Source organism: Microbulbifer variabilis ATCC 700307 (assembly GCF_000380565.1).
Taxonomy (GTDB): Bacteria; Pseudomonadota; Gammaproteobacteria; order Pseudomonadales; family Cellvibrionaceae; genus Microbulbifer; species Microbulbifer variabilis.
The window spans coordinates 392,690-414,469 of record NZ_AQYJ01000024.1 but is presented as its reverse complement, the minus strand read 5'-3'; the positions used below and the strand labels follow the sequence as shown (position 1 = coordinate 414,469).

At 51.5% G+C, this 21,780-nt stretch carries 18 protein-coding genes; 6 read left to right on the top strand and 12 right to left on the bottom strand.

What is annotated here, in order from left to right; translation table 11 throughout:
* Positions 1–63: 63 nt before the first annotated feature.
* The 6 genes from sixA to G367_RS0108655 all read right to left on the bottom strand — a co-directional run bounded on the left by sixA (position 64) and on the right by G367_RS0108655 (position 6,445).
* On the bottom strand, positions 64–516 hold the full coding sequence (gene sixA, locus G367_RS0108680) for a phosphohistidine phosphatase SixA (protein WP_020412731.1): 453 nt from the start codon (positions 514–516) through the stop codon (positions 64–66).
* A 32-nt stretch (positions 517–548) separates the two neighbouring features.
* Positions 549–1,079 (bottom strand): DUF4389 domain-containing protein, encoded by a 531-nt coding sequence (locus G367_RS25595; protein WP_020412730.1) that lies wholly within the window; start codon positions 1,077–1,079, stop codon positions 549–551.
* A 12-nt stretch (positions 1,080–1,091) separates the two neighbouring features.
* Positions 1,092–2,123 (bottom strand): NAD(P)H-dependent glycerol-3-phosphate dehydrogenase, encoded by a 1,032-nt coding sequence (locus tag G367_RS0108670; protein WP_026305013.1) that lies wholly within the window; start codon positions 2,121–2,123, stop codon positions 1,092–1,094.
* Between the two features lie 257 nt (positions 2,124–2,380).
* A complete protein-coding gene (gene htpG / locus G367_RS0108665; protein WP_020412728.1) occupies positions 2,381–4,300 on the bottom strand; it encodes a molecular chaperone HtpG in 1,920 nt (639 codons plus the stop codon).
* A 99-nt stretch (positions 4,301–4,399) separates the two neighbouring features.
* A complete protein-coding gene (locus G367_RS23400) occupies positions 4,400–5,602 on the bottom strand; it encodes a serine hydrolase domain-containing protein (RefSeq protein WP_020412727.1) in 1,203 nt (400 codons plus the stop codon).
* Positions 5,603–5,842: 240 nt separating this feature from the next.
* Positions 5,843–6,445 (bottom strand): peroxiredoxin, encoded by a 603-nt coding sequence (locus tag G367_RS0108655; RefSeq protein ID WP_020412726.1) that lies wholly within the window; start codon positions 6,443–6,445, stop codon positions 5,843–5,845.
* Between the two features lie 302 nt (positions 6,446–6,747).
* On the opposite strand from G367_RS0108655, the gene G367_RS0108650 reads away from it, so the two are divergent.
* Positions 6,748–6,990 (top strand): bacterioferritin-associated ferredoxin, encoded by a 243-nt coding sequence (locus G367_RS0108650; protein WP_342664458.1) that lies wholly within the window; start codon positions 6,748–6,750, stop codon positions 6,988–6,990.
* 68 nt (positions 6,991–7,058) lie between these two features.
* Here G367_RS0108650 and G367_RS23395 read toward each other — a convergent pair whose 3' ends face one another.
* The 4 genes from G367_RS23395 to G367_RS0108630 form a co-directional block, all read right to left on the bottom strand.
* Positions 7,059–8,597 (bottom strand): sensor histidine kinase, encoded by a 1,539-nt coding sequence (locus G367_RS23395; RefSeq protein WP_020412724.1) that lies wholly within the window; start codon positions 8,595–8,597, stop codon positions 7,059–7,061.
* Positions 8,578–9,285, bottom strand: coding sequence for a response regulator transcription factor (locus G367_RS0108640; RefSeq protein ID WP_020412723.1), 708 nt, complete (start codon positions 9,283–9,285; stop codon positions 8,578–8,580). Before G367_RS0108640 ends, G367_RS23395 begins: the two co-directional genes overlap by 20 nt.
* Before the next feature lie 99 nt (positions 9,286–9,384).
* Complete coding sequence (locus tag G367_RS0108635; protein ID WP_020412722.1) at positions 9,385–10,119, bottom strand: spondin domain-containing protein; 735 nt, start codon at positions 10,117–10,119, stop codon at positions 9,385–9,387.
* Positions 10,120–10,142: 23 nt separating this feature from the next.
* On the bottom strand, positions 10,143–10,838 hold the full coding sequence (locus G367_RS0108630; RefSeq protein WP_020412721.1) for a spondin domain-containing protein: 696 nt from the start codon (positions 10,836–10,838) through the stop codon (positions 10,143–10,145).
* A gap of 1,143 nt (positions 10,839–11,981) precedes the next feature.
* Between G367_RS0108630 and bfr the strand changes: the two genes are divergently transcribed.
* Positions 11,982–12,473, top strand: a complete 492-nt coding sequence (gene bfr, locus G367_RS0108625) for a bacterioferritin (protein ID WP_020412720.1) — start codon at positions 11,982–11,984, stop codon at positions 12,471–12,473.
* 108 nt (positions 12,474–12,581) lie between these two features.
* Here the strand turns inward: bfr and grxD are convergent, their stop codons facing one another.
* Positions 12,582–12,914, bottom strand: coding sequence for a Grx4 family monothiol glutaredoxin (gene grxD, locus G367_RS0108620; protein WP_026305012.1), 333 nt, complete (start codon positions 12,912–12,914; stop codon positions 12,582–12,584).
* A 316-nt stretch (positions 12,915–13,230) separates the two neighbouring features.
* Here grxD and G367_RS0108615 point away from each other — a divergent pair, with 316 nt between their 5' ends.
* The 4 genes from G367_RS0108615 (at position 13,231) to G367_RS0108595 (ending at position 20,875) form a co-directional block, all read left to right on the top strand.
* A complete protein-coding gene (locus G367_RS0108615) occupies positions 13,231–14,415 on the top strand; it encodes an aspartate aminotransferase family protein (protein ID WP_020412718.1) in 1,185 nt (394 codons plus the stop codon).
* A 24-nt stretch (positions 14,416–14,439) separates the two neighbouring features.
* Entirely contained in the window at positions 14,440–15,354 is a 915-nt protein-coding gene (gene argF, locus G367_RS0108610) for an ornithine carbamoyltransferase (RefSeq protein ID WP_020412717.1), read from the top strand.
* A gap of 853 nt (positions 15,355–16,207) precedes the next feature.
* The gene (locus tag G367_RS0108605) at positions 16,208–19,144 is read left to right on the top strand and encodes a ribonucleoside-diphosphate reductase subunit alpha (RefSeq protein ID WP_020412716.1); all 2,937 of its coding nucleotides are present in this window, start codon (positions 16,208–16,210) and stop codon (positions 19,142–19,144) included.
* A gap of 465 nt (positions 19,145–19,609) precedes the next feature.
* Complete coding sequence (locus tag G367_RS0108595; protein ID WP_020412714.1) at positions 19,610–20,875, top strand: ribonucleotide-diphosphate reductase subunit beta; 1,266 nt, start codon at positions 19,610–19,612, stop codon at positions 20,873–20,875.
* 156 nt (positions 20,876–21,031) lie between these two features.
* Here the strand turns inward: G367_RS0108595 and G367_RS0108590 are convergent, their stop codons facing one another.
* The gene (locus G367_RS0108590) at positions 21,032–21,778 is read right to left on the bottom strand and encodes a LytR/AlgR family response regulator transcription factor (protein WP_020412713.1); all 747 of its coding nucleotides are present in this window, start codon (positions 21,776–21,778) and stop codon (positions 21,032–21,034) included.
* Positions 21,779–21,780: the final 2 nt, after the last annotated feature.

The following is a 21,780-nucleotide window of genomic DNA, read 5'->3' as shown; positions in this document are numbered from 1 at the left end:
TGACACTTGGCACCAGCGAGCTAGTGATTTAGGTGCAAGCATGGGAGGAAGATTAAATGGCGCCTACTCTGCGTGTTGCAGCCAATCAAGCTCAGCACAGCCATTGGCCCAAACTTCAGCACTCACACAGGCAAGGCTTGAAGTACCCATGGGATGCTCATTACCGCTACCGCAAAGGCCATTGAGCAGACTGCCAACCAACGGCTGGTGGCTAACCAATAGAATGGGGAAGTTATCCTGCTCCTGCAAAAGGTCAAGCAACTGTTGGGGATTGCTATCCCCGATTAGTAGTGGCTCGGTAACAACGGGCAGGCCCAAATGAGCGGAGACAATATCAGCTGTTTGCTGGGTTCGAACAAAAGGACTGGCCCAAATAGCGTGCACAGCCGATAACTCTTTTGAGCGTTTTTTGCATACCTGCGCCACTTGCTTGCGCCCACGTTCCGTCAGGGAGCGAGCGGCATCATTGCCAAGCATCGGCTCGGCCTTGCCATGGCGCAGGATAAACAATTGCATTGACATAGCCTCAATTAGAGCTGAGCAGGTAGCTAGTTTTTCTCGCCGTGCTCGTCAGATTCGCCTTTCTTTTCAGCAAAAGAGGCCGGCGGCTCATCAGCACCCTCTTCTACCAGCTCAGGCTTTTTATCATCGGCAGGTTCATCACTACCGAGAATAATGGCATCCTCAGCCTCTTCCTCTTTTTTTGATTCCGCTTTCTTGACCGGTTCAGCTTTTTCCTCTGTAGCGACCACCTCCGCAGAGACTTCTTCAGCTCCTTCATAACCGGAGAGATCTTCTACATCGGATTCCGGCCACTCCGCAAAGGGGAAGGGCTTCTCGTCTGAGTTGTAAATCAAAAACTGTACAGCCTGGTAGATATACGAGGCGAGCTGATCGCCAAAACGACGCAAGTTATCGTTAGACTTACCGCCGATAATCGAAAACAGGAACTGCAGCACCACCACAGCCAACAGTACCCAGCCGGCAATCTGCAAACAGATGCCAAACAGCACCATATAGATCAGTCGCACCCATTGATTACCGGAGGTCAGGTTGCGCTTCAATTCATCATTTTTCATAAGAGGCTTCCATCAAGGCTTGGCCGAGTAGGCCACATCAAACGTTTGTGCGCCCGACATTAAATTACGAATTACCTCTGGGATCGGTCGCTCTTCAAATAATATGGCGTGAATCGCGGAAACCAAGGGCATGTAGACGCCCATTTCATCAGCTTTCTTTTTTATCAGGCGAACAGTGTTTACGCCCTCGGCCACCTGACCGATTTCTGCGACAGCACGATCCAGGGGTTTGCCCTTACCTACCAAATAACCCACGCGATAATTGCGACTGAGATCGGAAGAGCAAGTCAAAATTAAGTCGCCAACACCGGCTAGACCGATAAATGTCATGGGATCTGCGCCCATCGCCTCGGCAAAGCGCATCATTTCGGCAAGGGAGCGGGTTATTAAAAGGCTAATGGTGTTTTGCCCGCGGTCCAGTGCTGCGGCCATGCCGGTTACTATCGCGTAAATATTTTTCAGGGCACCGGCCAGCTCTACTCCGAACACATCATTACTGGAATAAACCCGAAAGGTTTCCGAATGCAGGGCTGATTGGATATCTTTGCACAGGGCCTCATCTTCACTGGCAACTACTGTAGCTGTGTAGTGGCCCGCGACAATTTCCTTTGCGAAATTAGGCCCGCTCAGCACACCTACACGCATGCCAGTCGTTTCCTCGCGCAGGATATCACTCATTAATTGGAAGTGATCGTGCTCAATACCCTTGGTAGTGGAGATCAGCATGGTGCCCGGCTTCAGTAGCGGCGCTACGCGGCGTACCACCTCGCGGAAAGATTTACTGGGAATTGCTACAAACACAATGTCACAGCCTTGCACAGCTTCGTGCAAGTCGCTGCTAATACAAAGCTCCGGGTGTAAAGCTACACCAGGTAGGTACTTACTGTTCTCCCGAGTTTCCCGGCAAGCTTCCGCGCTCTCCGAATCCCGCATCCACTGGCGGGTGTCGTGACCATTCCCCGCTACGATATTGGCAATTGCGGTCCCGAAACTGCCGCCGCCCAATACGGCTATGGAGAGGGGGTTGGAAGTTTCCTTTTGCATAGTGATACCGATAAAGCTTCTCTCGTGGCCTGGGATTATAGAGGTATGACCCTCCAAGCCCAAAGGGTTCAATTTACGGGAATTTGTTCGTAAATTTGCAAAACAACACGGAAAAAACAGAAAACGGCCCTCTGCTTAACCACCCATCCAATAAACTGGTGGGTTGGTTACGCAGGGGCCGTACATCAAAAGCGCGCTGGCGCGTTGCAGATTTTAGCGCGCGGGACTTACAGGGCGAGCCCGTAAGCCATGGTTACTTAGCCGTGCATTTCCAGCAGAAGCGTATTCAGGCGGCGCACATAATCTGCCGGATCCGCCAACTGGTTACCTGCCGCCAGGTTAGCCTGGTCCATCAGGATATTGGTGAGATCCGCAAAGCGATCTTCATCCGCTTCCTGATCCAGACGCTGCACCAGCGGGTGGGACGGATTGATTTCAAAGATCGGCTTGGCATCTGGCAGGGCCTGGCCGGCTTGTTCCAGGATACGACGCATCTGCGGGCCCATATCCTGATCGCTCACTACCAGGCACGCCGGAGAATCCACCAGACGTGTAGTAGCGCGTACGGACTCAACGCGGCCTTCCAGAACGTCCTGTACCCGCTCAACCAGAGCACCGGACTCTTTCTCGACTTTTTCGCGTTCGGCCTTGTCTTCATCGCTCTCAGCTTCACCCAGATCCAGCGCACCTTTGGCGACATCTTGGAACTGCTTGCCGTCGAATTCGTTCATATGGCCCACGAACCACTCATCCACCTGGTCAGTGAGCAGCAGTACCTCGATACCCTTCTTGCGGAATACTTCCAGGTAGGGGCTGGATTTGGCTGTAGCGAAATTGTCGGCACACACATAGTAGATCGCCTTCTGGCCATCCTTCATGCGACCTACATATTCTTCCAGGGATTGATCCTGCTTCTCGGTATCGGTGTGGGTGCTGGCGAAGCGCAACAGCTTGGCGATTTTCTCTTTGTTGGAGAAATCTTCAGCTGGGCCTTCTTTCAGTACATTGCCGAACAGCTCCCAGAATTTCTGATACTCATCGCCATCCTTCTTCGCCAGCTTGTCCAGCATATCCAGTACACGCTTGGTTAGCGCGCTCTTGATCGCATCGGTATTGCGATCTTTCTGCAGGATTTCACGGGATACATTCAACGGCAGGTCGTTGGAATCCAGAACACCTTTCACAAAGCGCAGGTACAGCGGCAGGAACTGCTCGGCATCGTCCATGATAAAGGTGCGCTGTACATACAGCTTGAGGCCACGAGCGGCATCGCGCTGGTACAGATCGAACGGTGCGCGCGCAGGAATGTAAAGCAAGCTGGTGTAATCCAGTTTGCCCTCTACGCGGTTGTGGCTCCAGGTTAAAGGGTCATCAAAGTCGTGAGAGATATGCTTGTAGAACTCCTTGTACTCCTCGGACTTCACTTCGGAGCGCGGGCGGGTCCACAGGGCCTGGGCAGCGTTTACCGCTTCAAACTCTGGCGCTTTCTCTTCTTTCGGCTCTTCACCTTCCTCCGCAGCCGGCATTTCCTCTTTCAGCATTTCCACCGGAATGGCGATGTGATCGGAGTACTTTTTAATGATGGAGCGCAGGCGCCAGTTATCGGCAAACTCCTTCGCTTCCTCTTTCAGGTGCAGAACCACTCGGGTGCCACGCTGGGGCCATTCAACGGTCTCCACGGAGTATTCCGCTTCACCGTGACACTCCCAATGCACGCCCTGGTCAGCATTCAAGCCGGCGCGACGGGTGAATACGTCGACTTTGTCAGCGACGATAAATGCTGAATAGAAGCCCACACCGAACTGGCCGATCAGGTGCGCATCTTTTTTCTGGTCTCCGGTCAGCTGCTGCATAAATGCAGAGGTGCCAGAGCGGGCGATGGTGCCGAGGTTTTCGATTACTTCATCGCGGCTCATACCAATACCGTTATCGGTAATGGTGAGCGTGCCCTCTTCCTTGTCAAACTCAATGCGAATGCGCAGGTCTGCATCTTCGCCCAGTAAATCGGGCTTGGACAGCGATTCAAAACGCAACTTGTCAGCGGCGTCAGAAGCATTGGATACCAGCTCGCGCAGGAAAATCTCCTTGTTGGAGTAGAGCGAGTGGATCATCAGGTGCAGTAGCTGCTTGGCTTCCGTCTGGAATCCATGGCTCTCTTTTTGGGCCTCAACGGTCATCTAGTAAGTCTCCCCATACACGTCAATCGGAACAGGGAGCAGATATGAGGCCCTTCTGGCAGGTTTCAAGGGGAGAGATAAGAGGCCCTCCAGCGGAGATTAACGATCTCCGCTGGTTTTTACTGTGGCAGAGTTGCCTTTGCCGGTAATATCGATCACGAAATTGGCGGTGAGATCGGAGATTACACGAGACTCCGCATTCATCAGGATAGCGATACCAATCTTCAACTTCTCTGAATAGGCCACCGCAGCGCGGAAACCGGCTACCCAACCCCCGTGATAAATAATACGGTCATCACCGATGGTATACAGACGCCAGCCCAGGCCGTAGCCGGCATGAGACAGGTAGTCCCGCCAGATACGGTGGCGCATATGGCGCTGAGTAGCGACCCGCTCGGTGGTCATATCCTCAATCATCTCCGGGGACAGCACTTTTGGGTAATATCCCATTTGGGCCTTCAGCCATTGGGCCATATCGGAGATGCTGGCGTTAACGCCAGCTGCCGGAGCGGCAAAGTAATACTCTTTCTCTACCTTAACCGGGCGCCAGCCGCTGCCGGTTTGTACATGGGGCGCAGCGCGGTTATCGGAGGCCATAAAGCTCTCCCAGCCCACCGAGGCATTCTGCATTTTCAGCGGTACAAAGATGCGCTGTTTAAGCTGGCTGGCAAAAGACACACCCGTTGCTTCGAAAATCACATCTTCAATCAGGCTGAATAGCACATTCTGGTAGCCGTAACATTTTCCCGGGGTACAGCGCGGATCAATATTGGCAAATTTCGGCAATATCTTACTGAGCGGCTTGTTGTCCTCAAGATAATTGTCGTACGCATTGGGAGTCAGGCCGGAAGAGTGGCTGAGCAAATGCTCTACCTGTAATTGCCGCGATAGGGTTGACGTTTTGAAGCTCAGATCCGGCACATAGTTGACTACCTTGTCACTCCAATTGAAGCGTTTTTCGTGCTCCAAAATGGTGGCCATGCTCGCCGCAAAGGTTTTTGAGACAGAAGCCAGGCGGAACACAGTGTCGTTATCCACTTTGCCGGCCTTACCCCTGATCCGCACGCCATAGGTATCCATGGCGACCACGCGGTTTCCATCGACAATAACGTAAGCGCCCCCAGGAATTGACTTACCCGCCATCATCTGGCGAAAGTAGCGGTCAAATGCCTTGGCCCTGGCGTCAATATCCACTGCCCGCGCAGGCAGGGACAGCCCGCACAGAAGTAGTGCCGAGAGAAAAATACGCGCCTTCCCGGCACGTAGGTGGTAGACGATATTTGAAAGAATTGCAGGTCTCATACGCAAATCGAGCCGCCAAAGCAATCCGGTACTTGCAGATAAGACTAGCAGCCAGCGGGCAAAAACTCTATTTAGGCGCCACGCAGGACTGACTGCAAAATTCTAGTCGCTAATCTCAGACTCCGCGCGGACACCTATGCCAGTTCCATAAAGCAATACAATGGCACTTATATAAACGAAAAAACCGCCTCTCGGCGGTTTTTTCGTTGTGGGGATACCCCCACAGCGAGGGCCCTAAGCTTAAAGCTTTTCGGCGTTCTCGCTCAGGTAAGCCGCTACACCTTCCGGAGAAGCGTTCATACCCTTGTCACCTTCCTGCCAACCAGCGGGGCAAACTTCGCCGTGCTCCTGGTGGAACGCCAGAGCGTCAACCATGCGCAGCATCTCGTCAACATTACGGCCCAGCGGCAGGTCATTGACTACCTGGTGACGAACCATACCTTCCTCGTCAATCAGGAAAGAACCACGGAAAGCAACGCCAGCATCTGCTTCTACGTCGTACGCCTGGCAGATTTCGTGCTTAACATCAGCAACCAGGGTGTACTTAACCGGGCCAATACCACCGTCATTTACCGAGGTGTTACGCCATGCGTTATGAGAGAACTGGGAGTCGATGGAAACACCAATTACTTCAACGCCGCGCTTCTCGAACTCAGCAAAACGGTGGTCGAAAGCGATCAACTCGGAAGGACATACGAAGGTGAAGTCCAGCGGGTAGAAGAAAACTACTGCTTTCTTACCTTCAATTGCTTCTTTCAGGTTAAAAGTATCGACGATCTCGCCGTTACCCAATACCGCTGCAGCGGTGAAATCCGGAGCCGGCTTACCTACCAAAACTGCCATGAAAACCTCCTCAATCCAATGATGGGTTGTTGATAAAGAGTGAAGTGTTCAATTTATACGCAACAGCTATAAATCGAATAGGGATTAATAGTGGAGCGCTATGATACACACCCACCTATTACAGGCCCATAAATTTTTTAAATCAGCCTGATAGCAGAATGGCTATGCGTGAACTGAACCACAAAAGGGAAGGAATACCCATCAGCAGGAGTAAAAAAAGATCAAAGTGACTAAATTACACTCTTTCTGAAATCTTATTGACACTCATTCTCAATTGCAATAGAATTTACATAAGTCTAATATTGAACAGAAATCGACCAGAGCCCACAACGATGTATGTATGTATCTGTAAAGGTATAACCGACCGCCAAATCAAAGAGGCAGTCTATGATGGCTCCACTTCTGTTAAGGCGTTGAGGCGCCAACTGGGTGTCTCCTCTCAGTGTGGCCGCTGTGCAGAACAGACCAAAGAGATCATCGACGAGACCATGAGCGGAGGAATGATTAACTCTGCCAACAACGGATTGTTTTACTCCGCCAACTGATTTCTTCTTTCGACCTGCGATCGCCCCCTTGGCGATCGCCACTCCACTTCTTCTCTCTCAATCTGCGCTCAATACTCTTTGGCTCGGTCCGACTCTTCCATATGACCGCATGGCGCGCCCCAACGGCGGTGCAGCTGAAATTCAAAAGCGGTGCCAAAGTTTTCCCTGCTACGCACGTAAATATCGGCTCGATGCAAAGCCAACAGTCTTTTGGTGATTGCAAGCCCAAGTCCTCCCAGCCCACGGCTGCTTTTCTTGCTATTAGCAGCCCGATAGTGTGCGTCGAAGATATTAGGCAGGTCATCAACGGGAATCCCCATGCCACTATCCTTCACACTCACTGAGACCTGGTCACCGTGTGGCCGCAGCTGCACGATAATCTCATCACCCGAGCCACAGTGACGCAGGGCATTTTCTACCAGGTTGGAGAAAACCCGTTCCAGCTTTTCAATATCACCATAGACGACGATACTTGAATCCTGTGGTATTACCGCTGCGTGCACACCCTGCTCGAGCGCTTTTATAGTAAATTTTTGCAGTACGTCCTGAATTAATTCAGCCAGTACAACCCGCTCTATCTTCATCGGCACATCAGCACTTTCCAGGCATGCCAATTCAAACAGTTGCTCCACTAGCCGATTCACTTTCTTACTACTGCGATAAGCCGTTTCCACATAATGCCGGCTGTCATCCGGGTTTAGCTCTTCGCGCCGGATCAGCCAGGTTTCCAGGTACCCTTGTAACGATGAGAGCGGTGTACGCAGGTCATGAGAAATATGGGTCAGTAATTCACGACGCATTTCATCGATGGTCTTTATACTCTGATACTGCTGCTTTAACGATGTAGACAATTCATTGAAAGCACTTCCAAGGCGTTGAACCAAGTCATTCTCTTCAGTATTCCAGGGGGTTGATGGCAAATCCCCTTGCAGGCCGGCAGCGCGAAAATGCTGCATATCTCTAGTGAGCTTTCGCAGAGGACGGGTAAGCAGTGCAAACACCCATAGGGAGGCAATCAAGCTGAGTATCAGGCATCCTAAAAAAACCGCTGCCACCCAGCGCAGCAGATGATTTTGCCAAACCCCCTGAACCACATCGTCAAATAGCTCACTGCCAATAATGACATACATGTAACCTAGCAGTTGGCCATCCCGCTCTACTGGAGCTGCGGAAAATACTTTTAGGCGCTCACTATCACGAGGGTCTGGGCCGTAAATTGTTCGCTGAATACCCGTCGATCTATCTAGAAATACCCGAATAGGGTCAAGGTCAATAAATTGACGCTTTATCTTTGCCGGCTCGGCGGAATAAGCAAGGACTTCGCCTTCAGGGCTCAACAGGTAGAATTCAAAGTTTGGCCCCAATACCATGAGGTCGTGAAATAGGTGATAAAGACCTTCTTTATCTGGCTGACCATCGACAAAAAGTGCATTTTGCTCTGCCAGATGTCGAGCTAAATCCCGGTGTAGGTTTTGCGCTACTTCACTCTGGTAGGCTGCAACTACACAGCCCATAAGCAACAAGAAAAACACCCCCACAACTATGAAACTACAAAGCAGCAACAGGATCAGGCGGCGATAAAAAGCATCACGCAATAATGGCATCATTGAATTTGTAGCCCACTCCCCAGACTGTCAGTACATATTCCGGTTGTGAAGGATTTTGCTCTAACTTGTTGCGCAGGCGATTGATATGGGAATTCACGGTATGCTCATAACCACTGTGTTGATAGCCCCAAACTGCATCCAGAATTTGCGTTCGCCGAAACACTCGACCAGGGTGACTTGCGAGATAATAGAGAAGGTCAAATTCCCGCGCAGTTAATTCCAGTGGCTGTAAGTCCAGCTTTACGAGCCGCCTGCTACAGTCGATATGCAAGCGACCACAGGTGATCATTTGGTTGTTTCTGCTACTTACTTGGGCATTGAATTCAGAGCGACGCAATAAGGCTTTTACCCGTGCCTGCATCTCACGCATACCGAACGGTTTAGATAGGTAGTCATCGGCCCCCATCTCTAACCCTAATACCCGATCCAGTTCAGAGTTACGTGCGGTGAGCATCAGAATTGGAAGGGCGCTACCGACATCACGCAGGCGACGGCAAATCTCCACCCCATCCAGGCCCGGCAACGTCAGGTCCAACAGCAACAAATTGAATTTCTGGTTTAAGGCTCTCATCAGCCCCTGCTCACCGTTATCACAGGCGGTTACCGAATAACCTAAGCTCTCCAGATGCATGCACAACAATTGGAGTATGTCGCGATCATCCTCGATTATCAGAATACGCTTGTTCATGCGTGCCCCACCATTTCTGGCCTTCTTCCCCTGGCAACTCCCCCAGAGGAGGAGTTGTACTCGGGTCTCAGGCTATTTGTCGCACCAGCAGCGTAATTGTTACTCTATTCGGGTAATACTCAGAAGCATGGCTGTTTGATCAAAGCGATGAGACTGATCCAAAGTCGATTCAGCATAACCATCTGCCCGACTGACAACCCCAGGGTGACGTGAAACAAAATTCACATCCTCCCGCTCTACGTTAAAACCCTCACCACCATCGGCGGGGCCTGGGATAGTACCCACCAGCTCGCTATTGAATTCAGTACCCGCATCATATATCGGAGCCAGGCGCTGTAAAGAATCACCCACCGCCAGGGATGACACATCAATTCGAGTAATACCGCTAAACGCATCATTGGTATTGACCAGCATGGTGGCAATCGTCAGCAGCACCTCTTCTTGTTCAGCAAATTCCAGGCTGAGGCTTTCACTGGCACCGGGACCAAGCGGTGCTTCCGCACTCATTGAAGCGAAACCGCCGGAATCCTCCAGTTCCATCCTGAATTCGCTATTGTCACCACCTTCAGCGAGCAACTCGAGACCAGCACTGGAGGGCTCACCAACGACCCAGCCATGCAAGGCACTATCGTGGGCCACTATTGCCACCGGCGACAGCGGCTGATTGTGGGTTAAATTGGTTACTGTTATCTCAAACCCCATAGTAACGGGGTCAGGGGCCGGTGCAGGATTATCTGTCGCGTTGGAGCGGCTGTTATTATCATTGCTACAGCCGACCAGCAAGGCCGTGATGGCCAGAGGCAACAGTAAGGAGCCCAACTTGGTTTTATTCATAATGATTTCTCCCGTTGGCTTACTTACTGAACCGTTACAACAACCTTGGCTACTGGGTTAAGCCAGCGGTGAATGCGCGCATCCAGATCGCTGTTACCAGCATCCGGGTCGGTATCACCAACGTTGCCACGGTGAATATGAATCAGTTGGTTAACTTCTTCTGAGGTGACACCAGTACCTCCGACACCACCATTACCATCAGGGCTGGCTGGAATACCCGCAACAAAGGGTGCACCGCTGCCCTCAACAACTAACTCATTGTTAGCCTCGGTGCCGGCATCATAGGCATTGAGATATAGGGTATAGCTACCGGGTTCAGTAGGAATTTCCCAGGCATCGAGCCCAACAAAACCATCATTAGTTGGCAGCAACATGGCGGTGATAGACAAAAACCCATTACTGCCGGTGTCAAACGCCTCAATATCTACGCTGCTGCCAGGAGCCAGTAATCCCATTGTTTCCATATTGACTGCCCCCATTGCGCTGGCAGCGGCAGCAAGGCCGCTGATATCTCCGCCTTCGGCCATCATCTGCAGTTCTGGGCTCGCACCGGAGCCAACTTCAAACAGATGAAACTCATCAACATGGGCTGAAACCAGCAGCGGTGTGAAATAGATGCCGTGGGTAAGATTCGTAACGACTACTGAAGTGGTTTGTGCCTGAACTCCCGTCGCCATAGCGGCCAATGCCAAGGTGCCGAGAATGGATTTTATTTTCATAGCTATCCCCAAAATCTGAGCTTTTATAAGTAAAGGGCCAAACAGCCTCCTTTAAGCTAAGGGGGAAATATCCAATACTGATCACCGAATCATCACATTTTTATCACAGGTGCTCGGCACGCTTTGCATTTAGGCTCGACGCATAGATTATCTCCTGTGGGAGAGGAAAACTGCTTAGTATTGCCATTAATTCTATAGGTACTTAAAACCGGTTGATTTCGCCCTCTATGATCAAAACGATAACAACCTGAAATTAACGACTGGGGACAGCATTAGCGGTATGGGCTCTACGGTATAAGAGAAAAATTCTGGCACCTTCGTAGCAGGATACAAGCACAATCTCAGGCAGTTAGTGCTACTGGGTACCTATAGAGTAGCAATTACACTGATATAGCCCTGCAGTAAAAAGTTAATCAATCTATATATACGTATTTTACTTATTGCCCTACTCACCCCCACCGGTCAGTGATCTCATCCTAGTGAATAATGTCACTTCACGATAAGTTGGTAGGAACTTCTCTCAACTTTACACTCCTGCCTGTGAAAGCAGCCCTGACATTCGAATATTTGAATTCCATATTCTACTGCGCTCTATTACACCAAGCCCGCGCACTGGCCATGCCGCCTTAAGCCCTTCTTCTAGCATACGGATTAATTCGGGATCAATTAACATTAAGGCAAAAGTTAATACCAGGTCCGAGCGCCTCTACCTAGTTTGCCCCCTTATAAATTACGCTGCATATTTTACTATTTATCGAATTACACTTTCCTGAAAATCGCATTTCTTTTCTAATTGGCCTATCGCCTTAATCAACTTTTATTTATATCTGCAACTAAGTATCTCCCACATATGCAACCTAAACAGGAATCATTTTCGTTGCGATTTTCGGCTAAATTAATGTTTAAACCCTTGTTTTTCCTGCATTCTGCAACAAATATTTTTCCTTGACTTGCCGCAAATCGCAACGCAAACTCGGCCCGGATTGCAGTTGCCACCCTAAAATAATATGTGGGAAAACGGTCAGCCGCAGACTTTAGTGACTAAACCTATTTAGTAACTTTTTATTTCTACTTATCAGCGACTAACAATTAGGAATTCTCTGCTGGCCATATTGAGCTCGCAGGGCCACAGGAGCAAAAGCTATGAAGGGCGATCCCAAGGTTATCGAACATTTAAACAAAGTGCTCGGCAATGAGCTTGTGGCAATCAACCAGTACTTTCTGCATGCTCGCATGTACGACAACTGGGGGTTAAAAGAGCTTGGCAAGCAGGAATACCACGAATCCATCGATGAAATGAAACACGCCGATTGGCTGATCGAGCGTATTCTTTTCCTGGAGGGTATTCCGAATCTACAGCACCTGGGTAAATTACTAATCGGTGAAAACACCGAGGAAATGCTCAAGTGTGATTTAAAAATCGAATCCAAAGCCATTCCCGATTTACGTGAAGCTATCGCTTACTGCGAATCAGTACGCGATTATGGCAGCCGCGAGCTACTGGAAAAAATCCTTGAGTCTGAGGAAGAGCACGTAGATTGGTTGGAAACCCAACTGGAGTTGATCGACAAAGTTGGCATTCAAAACTACCTGCAAACTCAAATGGAAACTGCAGCCGGCCACTCAGGCAAGTAATTAAAGTCTTCTCACAGGCATAAAAAAACCGCAGTTTCCGCTGCGGTTTTTTTTCTCACAATGCACTGTCGCTTTCGCCAGACAGAAACATTGGAACAAAAGCGAAAGTTAACCTTCGCCTTCGCCCTCCGCTGACGCCTCATCAATCAAGGTTTTCAGCTCGCCGTTCTCGTACATCTCCATAATGATGTCACAGCCACCAATCAACTCTCCTTTTACCCACAGCTGAGGGAAAGTCGGCCAGTTGGCATATTTCGGCAATTCGGCACGAATATCCGGGTTAGATAGGATATCCACATAAGCAAAGCGCTTACCGCAGGCCATCATCGCCTGGGAAGCACGCATGGAAAAGCCGCACTGGGGGGCGTTAGGGCTACCTTTCATGTAAAGCAGGATGGCGTTGTCAGCAATCTGCTGTTTGATGTTCTCCAGTGTATCCATAAGCTTGAGAAACCTCAGGTGGTAGAAGCAAAAAATGATCGTGTGTTCCGCATCGGCACCCAGCCATTGCGCACGGGCCGGTATTGTACCCCAGCGCAGGGAGGAATAAGTACCCACAGCCCAGCTCGAAGCAAAAAAACGCCATGTCTTGCCTGAAATATCGCCCGCTTGGCTATCTCAAATGGATAGCACACGCGACACAAAGCTTGTGGTAGTATTGTCAAATCCGTAATAGATGCGGAATGAACACACCAATACAAAATTTTCTGCGGCAAAGATTTTGAAGCCGATGACCTGGAATTAAGGAGAACCCGCAGTGAGCACCCCCACACTGATGGACAACTATGGCGAGAGAACCCTGACACTGGTCAGGGGGGAAGGCAACTATGTGTGGGATAACGAGGGTCGACGATACCTGGACGCTATTTCCGGCATCGCCGTATGCGGCTTGGGACACTGCCATCCTAAGGTAACCGAGGCCATTCAGGACCAGGCCAATACCCTGTTGCACGTCTCCAACCTATATAACATTCCGGCACAGCAGCAGCTGGCCGATCGACTGGTATATATGTCGGGCATGGACAACGTATTCTTTTCCAACTCCGGGGCGGAGGCCAACGAGGCCGCAATCAAGTTAGCGCGTAAACTTGGCAACGAACGCGGACTATCAACACCGCGCATTATTGTGATGGAGGGGGCTTTCCACGGCCGTACCCTCGCGACCCTCACAGCAACAGGCAATGAAAAAGTCCAACAGGGTTTTGCCCCCCTGCCAGAGGGTTTTTTAAGGGTCCCGTTTAATAATATTGACGCAGTTACACACCTGGCCGAACAGTATGACGATATCGTCGCCGTGCTGGTGGAGCCGATTCAGGGCGAGGGCGGAATCCGTGTACCCGCTGCAGATTACCTGCCAAAACTACGCATGCTATGTGACCAACATGACTGGCTGCTAATGCTGGATGAAATACAGACTGGCAACGGCCGTAGCGGCAGGATGTTTGCCTACCAGCACGCGGGTATAGTCCCGGACGTACTGACCACAGCCAAAGGACTGGGAAACGGGGTACCTATCGGCGCTTGCCTGGCCCGAGGGAAAGCTGCAAGCCTGTTTACCGCCGGCAGTCACGGCTCCACCTTTGGCGGTAACCCTTTAGCTTGTCGCGCCAGCCTCGCAGTATTGGAAGCACTGGAAAGTGAGTGGTTACTTGAACGTGCCGAAAAGCTTGGCACACAGCTAATGCAGTCTCTGCAACTGCAACTGCAAGACTGCCCTGCAGTGTTGGAAATTCGCGGTCTCGGCCTGATGATCGGTATAGAGCTGGAACATCCTTGCTCAGAACTGGTTGAGCAGGCCCGAGCATATGGAATCCTGATTAACGTGACAGCAGGCAATGTACTCCGACTATTACCACCTCTCACCCTCACCGACGCCGAGTGCCAGCAGTTGGCAGGTGATATCAGCACCTTGATTCAACAATTTGCGCTGCAAGCAGTCTGAAGCACCAATTAAGGAGAGCAGCTTATGGCAACCAGACATTTCCTCACCCTAATGGATCTGTCCTCAGAGGAACTAAAACAAATTATTGAGCGCGCAATCGAGCTAAAAACACTGCGCAGCCAGGGCATAACCACTGACCTTTTCCGGGGTAAGGTACTGGGAATGATTTTTGAAAAATCTTCCACCCGAACACGGGTCTCCTTCGAGGCCGGTATGGCGCAAATGGGCGGCAGCGCCCTATTCCTGTCACCGCGGGATACCCAACTTGGACGCGGAGAACCCATTGAGGACAGTGCGCGGGTGATTTCACGCATGGTAGATATGGTGATGATCCGCACATTTGGCCATAAGACTCTGGAGCTCTTTGCCGCCCATTCACGGGTACCAGTCATTAATGCCCTGTCTGACAGTTATCACCCCTGCCAGCTTCTCGCCGATATCCAGACTTTTGTCGAGCATCGAGGCAGCCCCTCGGGCAAGGTGGTAGCCTGGGTAGGCGATGGCAATAACATGTGCCACTCCTACATCAATGCCGCTCGCCTGTGCGACTTTGAGCTGCGGATCGCCTGCCCCCAAGGCTATGAACCGGATGCCGAAATAGTCGCCGCCGCTGGCGACCGGGTAAAAGTTGTGCACAACCCTGTAGAGGCGGTGCGTACAGCCGATTGGGTTAGCACTGATGTCTGGGCCTCGATGGGACAGGAAACGGAACAGCAGGTACGCACCAAGGCTTTTGACAACTTCCAGGTAAACCATGAACTGATGAGCTACGCCAAAAGCAACGCAGTTTTTATGCACTGCCTGCCTGCCCATCGCGGCGAGGAAGTAAGTGCCGAGCTGCTGGAAGATGAAAGCATCTCCGTTGTCTGGGACGAAGCAGAGAATCGCTTACATGCACAGAAAGCATTGATGGAGTTTCTTCAGGAGTACAGCGCCTGAGTATTTTTTGCGCCGGCCGGTTGCGCATCATTTCGCAATACCGGCCACCTTGAACAACCATCCACTGCCACCAATCGACCGGAAATGCCCAGCCACTTTATCTCGGTCCCTGTCACGTAACGCATAATTCATCTAGCTGCTCACACTTGTGACACTAAATTCATTATTTAGATAAATATTCACCAATGCATACCTAATAAACAAGCCCGCGCCAACATTAAATTCACGCCACAAAGTTGATCATCTTAGTACCAATTTGCTCAAATTACGGTCATATAAAAATGGTTATTGCCGTTGTTAATTTAGAACGCCTTCGCTATTAAAAAAAATTGTAAGAGCTTGTATTTAACCCACTCCCGAAGTGCCTAATCCCATGCAGCCCAGCTATGGCGGGCTCTGCCGCGGAAGTGGCTACTGACTCAACCAGCCTACCCACAATTTATCCACAAACAACTACAAAGTTATTCGCCTTGAACTGACCCGCCTACCGCATTATCTTGTAGCGCACTCGAGGCCGTACCCCTATATATTGGGGTAGAGGGCTAAGGGCATCCCCAATTCAAGGGGCAAATTCCGGCGCCTTGCCACACTTTTTGGCGGTGGGCGTCAGACGCTGCTTTTTTCAAAGCAGAATCAGAGGTAAGCGGGCGGAAAGGAATTATCCGCCGCAGGCAGCAGCCGGCAGACCTTAACTGTGCGCCGGTCATCAAGCCGCCTGTTTCCAGTATCCCCCACAGAGTGGGAGAAATTACTGAATGCGATGGACCCGCTCCGCACATGCCACGTAGTCCAGTGGCCGCTGTTCTAGTGAACACACGCGGACAGACAACAAAACAACCTTTCGGAGATTTACATGCACACAGAGACAGGGCGCTCTCAAACCGTGCCTGCGGAAAAGTCGGGCACCTCAAGCGACCAGGCTACTGGCGGCACCACTCTGGCCGCTACTGCACCGGGACAAATCCGCGTAATTAAGCGCAATGGTACCGTTGTCCCCTACGACGACAGTAAAATTTCCGTCGCCGTTACCAAGGCCTTTCTCGCTGTTGAAGGCGGCACCGCCGCTGCGTCCAGCCGTGTCCACGAACAAGTTGAAGAACTGGTTGGCCAGATCAGCTCTACCTTCAAACGCCGCATGCCTTCTGGCGGCACGATTCATATCGAGGAAATTCAGGACCAGGTAGAACTGGCCCTGATGCGCGCCGGCGAGCACAAGGTTGCGCGCGACTATGTACTTTACCGCGAAGAGCACGCCCGTCTGCGCGCTGAGAAAGTGAAAACCGCTCAGCAAACTGAGCAAGCTATCGATGCCCACCCCAGTATTCGTGTAAAACTCGACGATGGCAGCCTTGTCCCCCTGGATATGGAGCGCCTGCGCACTGTTGTCAGTGAAGCCTGTGAGGGCCTCAAGGATGTAAACGCCGACGCCATCCTCAGTGAAGCGCTGAAAAACCTGTACGACGGTGTTTCCGAAAACGATATCAATACCGCATTGGTGATTACTGCGCGTACCCTGGTTGAGCAGGAGCCCAATTACACCTTTGCCACTGCCAGCCTGCTGCTGGACAAGCTGCGCTCAGAAGCCCTGCGCTTCCTTGGTGTTGCAGAGCGCGCCACCCAGCACGAGATGGAAAAGCTCTACGCCTCCACCCTGCCCACCTACGTGGAAAAGGGTATCGAACTGGACCTGCTGGACCCGGCGCTGGCCACCTTCGACTTGGAAAAACTCGGCGAAGCTTTAAAAGGCGAACGCGACCACCAGTTTACCTACCTGGGCCTGCAGACCCTGTACGACCGCTACTTCCTGCACAGCGATGACATTCGTTTTGAGTTGCCGCAGATCTTCTTTATGCGTGTCGCCATGGGCCTCAGCATTAATGAAGAAAATAAGAACGAGCGCGCGGTAGAGTTCTACAACCTGTTGAGCTCCTTCGACTACATGAGCTCCACCCCGACCCTGTTTAACGCCGGCACCCTGCGCCCGCAGCTGTCCTCCTGCTACCTGACAACGGTACCGGACGACCTGCACGGTATTTACGGTGCTATCCGCGATAACGCCATGCTGTCCAAGTGGGCCGGCGGTCTCGGCAATGACTGGACGCCAGTGCGCTCCCTGGGTTCCTATATCAAAGGCACCAACGGCAAGTCCCAGGGTGTTGTGCCCTTCCTGAAAGTGGCCAATGACACCGCAGTAGCAGTCAACCAGGGCGGCAAGCGCAAGGGCGCTGTGTGTGCTTACCTGGAAACCTGGCACCTGGATATCGAGGAATTCCTCGAGCTGCGCAAGAACACTGGTGACGACCGCCGCCGCACCCACGATATGAACACCGCCAACTGGGTCCCCGACCTGTTTATGAAGCGCGTGTTCGAAGACAAAGAATGGACCCTCTTCTCCCCGGCGGATTGCCCGGACCTGCACGACCTGTTCGGCACCGCATTCGAAGAGCGCTACAACCACTACGAACAACTGGCTGCCGAAGGCAAGCTGCGCCTGTTCAAGAAAATCCGCGCACTCGACCTGTGGCGCAAGATGCTGGGCATGCTGTTCGAAACCGGCCATCCCTGGATTACCTTTAAAGACAGCTGCAACCTGCGCAGCCCGCAACAGCACGCCGGTGTGGTACACAGCTCCAACCTGTGCACCGAGATCACTCTCAACACCAAGGCCGACGACGAAATCGCCGTGTGTAACCTGGGCTCCGTCAACCTGGCTCAACACATTGGTGAGAACGGTGAACTCGACCGTACCAAGCTGGCCAATACCGTAAAAACCGCGGTACGTATGCTCGATAACGTTATCGACATCAACTACTACGCGGTTGAAAGTGCACGACAGTCCAACATGCGTCACCGCCCGGTAGGCATGGGCCTGATGGGCTTCCAGGATGCGCTGTACAAAGCCGGCATCGCCTACGCCAGCGACGAAGCCGTCGCCTTCGCCGACAACACCATGGAAGCGATCAGTTTCGAAGCCATCTCCGCTTCCAGCGATCTGGCTGCCGAGCGCGGCAAGTACCAGACCTACGAAGGCTCCTTGTGGAGCAAGGGTGTTCTACCACTGGATTCTATCCAGATCCTGGCTGAGCAGCGCGGCCAGCAGTTTATCGAACAGGACACCAGTTCCACTCTGGACTGGGACGGCCTGCGCGAAAAAGTAAAATCTCAGGGTATGCGAAATTCCAACGTGATGGCGATCGCCCCTACCGCGACCATTGCCAATATCACCGGGGTTTCCCAGTCGATCGAACCGACTTATCAAAACCTGTATGTGAAATCGAATCTGTCCGGCGAATTCACCGTAGTGAACCCCTACCTGGTACACGATCTGAAAGATCGCGGCCTTTGGGATCAGGTCATGGTTAACGACCTGAAATACTACGAGGGTTCCGTACAGAAAATCGATCGCGTACCGGAAGACCTGAAAGCGAAATACCGCACCGCGTTTGAAGTGGAACCGCGTTGGATTGTGGACGCCGCCAGCCGTCGCCAAAAGTGGATCGACCAGGCCCAGTCCCTGAACCTTTATATTGCCGGTGCCGATGGCAAGAAGCTGGACCTGACCTATCGCATGGCGTGGTTCCGCGGCCTGAAAACCACTTACTACCTGCGCGCCCTGGCTGCCACGACCACAGAGAAATCCACCGTAAACAGCGGCACCTTAAATGCGGTAAGCGCACACGGAAGTAACGGCATGGCCGCTGCAGAGCCTGCTGAACAGGCGGCACCGGTTCCAGCTGCGGTACCTCAGGCCTGCTCCCTGGACGACCCGGATTGCGAAGCCTGTCAGTAAAATTATTGCCCCTTTTTTAAGGGGCTGCACTAACTCTCGGGGGAGAGCGTCGTAACCGCACGTGCGGGCATGACCATGCGCAGCGACCCCGGCCCGCCCGGTACCAAAAAGCCGGAAGAAGTTACGGGCCGGGGATCGTCTGCGACCTGCAAGCAACAGGAATTTTCCCAAAGTGCAAAATACAAAATTGCTGTAATACACCGACTTTAAGCATCGGAACTCCTTTGCCCAAGCAGCCTTCCCAGGCTCTAAAACCCGGAAAAATACGGGTAAAAAGCAAAGCAGTAATTGATCTGGCACAGTAATTTTGTGCCCGGGCAGGTAGAAAATACCTACTCCAAAGAATTATTGCCGGAAAAAAACCGGTACATCACCCCTGGCCCCTCCCTGCGAGTATCGCGCCAGGAAGATTGAAGAAAATTAATATCGAACTTTCGATACCGAGACCAATCAAAAGGGCCAACTATGCTGAGCTGGGACGACTTCGAAACAAAGCCCCAACAACCTGAGAAAGCAACCGAACCGCGACCGGCGCCGGAGACCCAGGCGAAAGCTGTGCAAGAACCCAGTGCTTCTTACACAGCGGAAGCAACAGCTCCCACAGCCACTCCGGCGTCGCCTGCGGCCCAAAGTGGCTCCACAGCTGTTGAAGCTGCACGGGCAACAGTTGCCAATATGGACCCAGCTCCCGGCCTGGAAGAACTGGAAATGGGCGCAGCCCGTATCCAGGTGGATGAAAAGCGTATTATCAATTGCCGCGCTGACCTCAACCAGTTAGTGCCCTTTAAATACGACTGGGCCTGGCAAAAGTACCTGGATGGCTGTGCCAATCACTGGATGCCCCAGGAAATCAACATGAACAAAGACGTGTCCATGTGGAAAGACCCTAACGGTCTCACCGAGGATGAGCGTCGCATCGTGGAGTATTCCCTCGGTTATTTTTCCACCGCAGACTCCCTGGTTGCCAACAATCTGGTGCTGGCGATCTACCGCCATATCACCAACCCGGAGTGCCGCCAGTACCTGCTGCGCCAGTCTTTTGAAGAAGCTATCCACACTCACGCCTACCAGTACTGTGTTGAGTCCCTGGGCATGGATGAAGGTGAAGTCTTCAATATGTACCGCGAAGTGCCTGCAGTTGCCAAGAAAGCAGCCTGGAGCCTTTCCCATACCCAGGCAATCGGTGATCCCAACTTCAAAACCGGCACTGTTGAATCCGACCAGGAGCTGCTGCGCAACCTGATCGCCTTCTACGCCGTCACCGAAGGCATCTTCTTCTACTGCGGTTTCAGCCAAATACTGTCTATGGGTCGCCGTAACAAAATGACGGGGGTTGCCGAACAGTTCCAGTACATTCTGCGTGATGAGTCTATGCATCTTAACTTCGGCATCGACGTGATCAACCAGATCAAGCTGGAAAACCCACACCTGTGGACTGCAGAATTCCAACAGGAAGTAACCCAAATGATTCTCGAAGGTATGGAACTCGAGGTCGCCTACGCCCGCGATACCATGCCCCGCGGTGTGCTCGGTATGAATGCGAACATGATGGAGGAATACCTCCAGTTTATCGCCAACCGCCGCCTCAGCCAGCTGGGCTTGAAAGAGCAGTTCCCAGGTGCCCAGAATCCATTCCCGTGGATGTCTGAAATCATGGACCTGCGCAAAGAGAAAAACTTCTTCGAAACCCGGGTTATTGAATATCAAACCGGTGGCGCACTACAGTGGTAAGCGCCTCCTGGTAAGCGAATTACTAAAAAAGGAGAAAGTAGTCGCTCACAGGAAGAGAAGTATTGAAAACGGGCTTGATGCCCGTTTTTTTTATCCTAATAATAGCCTGCTGAAGGTTCTCCCTAGTATTCACCCCACAAATACTTCTGCCTAAGTTTAACTATCAAGCCAGCGCCGAAAAGCAGAACTTCTTGTCTTGCTAGTTATGAGAGGTTCGTTCAAACCTGAGAGATGAACGGCGAGAGTGTCTTTACCGTAAGCCTCAAAGCGCTGCACATACTGGATATTGACAATATCGCTACGATTGATTCGAATAAATTTTTGAGGGTTCAGCTGGGACTCAAGATCAGTCACCGACTGTTGCACTAACGGGTGAATCATCCCTTTTTTATCGTGCGCAACAATAATTCCTTGCTCAGCCCTTAGGCAAATAATATCTTCTACCCATAAAACCTCTACACCTCTGCCCTTTCTCAATAGAAATCTATATCTAAATCCAGCGCCGCCAGCCGGCTCTTCCTTGGCATAATTTTTATCTGAAAAACTACTCTTTAACTGCTCGAAAGACAGCATAGCACCGGTAAAACGCTTGTAAGAATATGGCTTAAGTAAATATTCAATTCCCATATTTTGAAAAGCATTCATCCAATAGGAATCATGGGCGGTGGTATATATAACCGGGCAGGGTAAATCAATCTCACTCAACACGTGAAACACCGGCCCATCGAGCAGCTCTATATCTGAGAATATAAGATCTAACTCGATTTCCTCCAGGAAAAATCTCCGAACCTTTTCAACCTTCTCCAACGGACCCAAGATTTTGGCTTGAGAGTTATACTTCAGTATATAGTTCTTTAGTTTCTCGGCCGTTAACGGCTCATCCTCAATCAATAGAATATTCATCG